3 protein-coding genes and 1 pseudogene are annotated in these 4889 nt (G+C 39.5%); 1 reads left to right on the plus strand and 3 read right to left on the minus strand.

What is annotated here, in order from left to right; genetic code table 11:
* Positions 1-331: 331 nt before the first annotated feature.
* The 3 genes and pseudogenes from M3226_RS31105 to M3226_RS31115 form a co-directional block, all read right to left on the minus strand.
* A pseudogene (locus M3226_RS31105) lies at positions 332-1049 on the minus strand (SDR family oxidoreductase).
* Positions 1050-1239: 190 nt separating this feature from the next.
* Positions 1240-2082: an SDR family NAD(P)-dependent oxidoreductase gene (locus M3226_RS31110; RefSeq protein WP_251573352.1), complete on the minus strand. Its 843-nt coding sequence runs from the start codon at positions 2080-2082 to the stop codon at positions 1240-1242.
* 179 nt (positions 2083-2261) lie between these two features.
* Positions 2262-2630 (minus strand): MerR family transcriptional regulator, encoded by a 369-nt coding sequence (locus M3226_RS31115; protein ID WP_251573354.1) that lies wholly within the window; start codon positions 2628-2630, stop codon positions 2262-2264.
* A gap of 736 nt (positions 2631-3366) precedes the next feature.
* Between M3226_RS31115 and M3226_RS31125 the strand changes: the two genes are divergently transcribed.
* Entirely contained in the window at positions 3367-4074 is a 708-nt protein-coding gene (locus M3226_RS31125; protein ID WP_251573356.1) for an SDR family oxidoreductase, read from the plus strand.
* Positions 4075-4889: the final 815 nt, after the last annotated feature.

Consider the following 4889-nt stretch of genomic DNA (forward strand, 5'->3'; position numbering starts at 1 on the left):
ACTCTACAAGAACCTGAAGCATCCTAATCTATTCAACTGAATTCCATAGATCAATGAATTAGACGCTCTCCCCTTTTAAAAAAATGAATGAGCTGCGTCTTCTTTAGTATTGCCTTTTTATCGAAGGCACAGAAGTAAATTTTCATGGTAGTTCAACAAGAAAAAATGACCGCCGCAGCGACCATCATCCGTAACAAAAGCACCCGTTTGTTTAAGTACAAAGATTCACAAGCTTAAAATTCAATCTCTTTTTTAATTGTATTAATGTCTTACATACCCAACAAGCAGCCCCCCAAAAAATGGGACTGCCTCATTACAAAAGCTTTCTATTTTAGAGTCCTTGAACTGTTGGGCAAACAATCATCTTATTTATCGCTACATCTGATGGTTGTTCAATTGCAAATGCAATGGCACGAGCAATGTTAACAGGCTCGATTCCAATTTTGTTATCTTCAACGATTGCAGATTTTAATTCTGAATCTGAAATAGATTCTAGTAATTCAGTAGCAATAGTTCCTGGAGAGATAATAGTTGTACGAATATTGTTGCTAGCCTCTTCTATACGAAGACCTTCTTTAAAAAAGCTGGTCACTTAGAATTCCCTGCTGGTTCAGTTTATAGTGGGAATAAACGTTAATGATATGACCTTCTTTTCTTTCCCTCATGGATGGAAGAACAGCAGCAATACCATAAAGAACACCCTCGATGTTAACATCAATCATCGTATCCCATTCATTGATTTTTTTCTGATGAACAGGTGATAGCTGCATTACTCCTGCATTATTGACCATTACATCAATTTTCCCAAACTCTTTAAGAGCATACTCAGCTAACTCTTCTATTTGTTCGTATGAGGCAGCATCGGTCACTTTATAAATAGCATGCCCGCCATTATTTTGAATCTCTTCTTGTAATTTCTTTAATTTATCTGCTCGACAAGCCGCCAGTACCAGCTTCGCACCTTTAAATGAAAGATCTTTTGCAGTAGCTTCACCAATCTGGCTAGAGGCACCCGTAATAATGACAACCTTATCTTGAATATTTGTCAAAAAAATGAAATCCTTTCTTATAGAAAACTTGCTAAAATTAACTTTCTATTTTTCTTAGGTGAAGGGAGTTGAACACCTCCCCCTAACCATTTTCACTGCTAATCGCGAGAAGTCAGCTCAAAGGTACGTTTTTTATACTCGCAATTCCCCCAAGATACCACATTCCAAGCCAGCTCGATAACTTAAATATTTATGCATCCTCATACGCAAGAGAAGTTGATAAATCACGGTGGGCGTTGATCTGTCGCTGAAGCTCGGCGACTTTTTGCTCCGCACCAGTAATCGCATCCGCACCAGCAATTAAGCGGAACGGTGGTTCTTCCTGACTTACAATGGTAATTAGAGCCTTTGCAAGTTTGACAGGATCGCCTTCCTGTTTTCTATTTTTTTCTTTAAAGAAAGCCTTGATTTGTGCATTACCCTCAGCGTAGTCATCGATAGACAGGTCACCCCAGAATGTTGATTCCGGCTCTAAAAGTTCGGTACGGAAGAAACCTGGTTCAACGATGGTTGTTTTGATACCGAATGGAGCGACTTCATCACGTAACGACTCCATCCAACCCTCAAGACCAAACTTCGAAGCAGAATAAGCGGAACCACCCGCACCTCCGACCAAGCCTGCAAGAGAAGAAATTGAAATAATGTGTCCAGACCGAGCCTTACGCATCAAAGGCAACACTGCACGGGTGACGTTCATAGGACCGTATAGGTTGGTACTGATTTGGCGTTCCATCTGTTGTAGGGTTAGTTCCTCAAAGAAGCCGCCATAAAAGTTACCTGCATTATTAACCAATACATCAATACGTCCAAATCGATTAACTGCCAACTTGACGGCAGATTCGGCATCCGAAGGATTAGTGACATCCAGCTTTACAATCAGCAGATTTTCATCATCACCGAGGACTTTGGCTACTTTATCGGTATTACGACCTGTAGCGACGACCTGATGACCTGCGGCTAGGGCAGCTTTTGTGAACTCCACGCCCATACCACGCCCAGCACCAGTGATAAACCAAACTTTCTTGTTATTCATAAATTATTCCTCCTAATTTTCTACGTTATTTTCTCCTTATATAAAGGTTTATTACATCCTCTTATTTAAATGGAGCAAGAGTAGATTACTCCTTAGAGTGTACTCTAAAGCAAGTTTTTTTTCGAAAAAAAATTAGAAAGTTGTCAGACGCAAATGAAAAAACAACTGGCTGCTTAATTTCAAGAGAAACAGTTTCCTAATTCATTTTCATAAAAATTTATTTTAGTATCAAGAAACTCTAAGCTTTGACGAATCTTCTTGAATTCTTCCACTACTTTTTTGCGATGATTTTTAAGTAGTGCTAACCTTTCTTCCATTGTTTCATCCCCCATATACCCCCACATGATAAATTGTTTCATGTCTTTTAGTGACATCCCCGATTTTTTTAGGTGGAGCAAAGTTTCAACCCATAATTTGTCTTTATCCGAGTAAACTCTGACATTATTCTCGTCTCTGTTTACTTTTATTAACTCTTCTTTTTCGTAATACCTCAATGTATGTTCACTCACCCCAACGATTTTAGAAAATTCTCCAATAGAATATGTCAATATAACCGCCTCCATTAAATCTGCTATGTCTATTTCTTCACTCTCTTTTAATTTACGACACAAAGCAAGAGTAATACTTAGAGTTTACTCTAAGTCAAGAAATCTCAATCAGTCACGGTATTTTGCACTTATCGTTACTCCATTCAATTTTATCTCGAATTCAACCAAGTCCAGATATTACTTCCCGTTGTTCTCCGGTTTCAAGATCAAATTCTAATAATGCAGATTCTCTTAATACTGCTACGTAGAAATCGTTGAACCAGGGGATGTGGTTGGTGATGGAAGCTCCTACGTACTCAGGAGCGATTGATGTTTTTCGAGGCAGAGGGGGCTACATTACTTACCGTACCTGTTGATAAGGACGGAATGCGATCTTCGAGGCCGTTCCATGTAGTGAGATATACTTTTATAAAAAGCCACCCATTTCTATTAAAAGTATGGATAATAACGGTCATGTGATTTACTTAAAAGGGTTAAGTAAAACACTTGCACTGGGTTGTAGAATTGGTATCATTGATATTAAGTTTGGTAACTATCTTACTTAGAAATTACATGTTTACTCCTATACAACAACTTTCTAACATCTTTCTAGATAAGGAATAAATTCAACATTCTTTAAGAGCTCTCTGTTCATTATTGATTTATATTCCCTGTCCTACTTTTTTTATTAAATTTCTAGGGTGTGGAAAATTTTACTCTAGCTCAGGATTAGTAGCCGAATAAAGGAGGATATTAAATGTCAAAGGATATAAAAGTTGCACTTGTCACTGGTGGGAATCGAGGAATTGGATATGAACTAGTCAAACAACTAGCTCAGAAAGGTTTTAAGGTCATTTTGGCAAGTCGAAATCCAGAGGTGGGGCATGAAGCTACGCAAAAACTTAAGGAGTTAAATCTGGACGTTTCGTTTGTGGTAATGGATGTAGACAATCAAGAAAGCATCCGTCAAGCTGCGATTACTGTAAATGGGCGATATGGAAGATTAGATGCATTGATTAATAATGCTGGCGTGTATTTGGATGAGAATGAAAAGTTATTGACAATGGACGCTTCCATTCTAGAGAAAACGATGGCAACTAATTTCTTCGGCGCTTACCATGTTATTCACTCCTTTATTCCGATCATGGAAAAGCATGGCTATGGAAGAATCATTAATGTTTCATCAGGTTATGGGGAAATGAGAGAAATGTCTCATCAAGGAGTAGGCGCCTATAAGTTGTCTAAACTTGCCTTGAATGGTTTGACACAATTGGTAGCTGCAGAAATCAAAGGAAATATCAAAATAAACGCGGTATGTCCGGGGTGGGTCAGTACAGATATGGGTGGACCATCTGCTCCAAGAACTCCAAAGCAAGCAGCGGAGTCTATCCTTTGGTTAGCGACGATCGGACCTGAAGGACCTTCCGGAGGATTCTTCAGAGATGGAAAACCAATCGATTGGTAACAATACAGTATCATCTAATTATTTGGTGTTTAAGTAAGGTTCAATGAAACCGTATTTCGCAATTGTTATTGTTTAAAATCGAATTAAAGAAAAAAGCCGATTTTCCTAACTGGGATGTTCGGCTTTTTCTGTAACTTTGTGAAGGAATATACTTAAACTAGTCGAGTAGAAGGGAACCTTTCTACCTTGCGGTAGATTGTGTTCCTCCCCCCTCACAGAACCGTGCTTGCGCTATTCACGCCCACGGCTCCTCCTAGTTACCATTCACAAAATGTTGCTAATCTCTTAGATTGAGGTTTTGCTAATTCTGCTATCCTTAGTAGTTTTGTTTCCATTTATCCCTACCTCTGAGTGTAGTAAATGTTTCCCTAGTAAGGGCGATAACTGGTAGCTAGCCTTTCCTCCATCAGCATTACCCAACTTCTTTGGTACTACGCTGCTATCCGACTCCCTACACAGCATTTGGTTTCCTTGCTTTTTATCGCTTGTACACCATACTCTTCTAACAAGAAAAGACCGGTAGGGTCTCCCGAGTTGCCGTATCATATCGATGTGTAACGTGCCAAGGTCTCTGACTCCAGAGAGGTTTTATCCATCTTGCCCTTAACGAAAGATAAAATGTAGCTTTCTGCTGCAGGTAAAGCATCAGCCCTCTCGATTTACTAACATTATGGAGCTCAATCCCTTCAACCATTTGGCTTTCGGCCCGCCACCTAACTGTCTACGCTTAAAGACTAAAGTTACCTTTAGCCCTCCAAGACTCGCTACGAGCGAATGGCTAGTTCTTACTCGACGGGAATCCCACCCGCTATATG

Source organism: Neobacillus cucumis, assembly GCF_023715505.1.

Coding starts and splice junctions, on each gene's coding strand:
- M3226_RS31125 (WP_251573356.1), top strand. CDS start 3,367: ATGTCAAAGGATATAAAAGTTGCACTTGTCACTGGTGGGAATCGAGGA.
- M3226_RS31110 (WP_251573352.1), bottom strand. CDS start 2,082: ATGAATAACAAGAAAGTTTGGTTTATCACTGGTGCTGGGCGTGGTATG.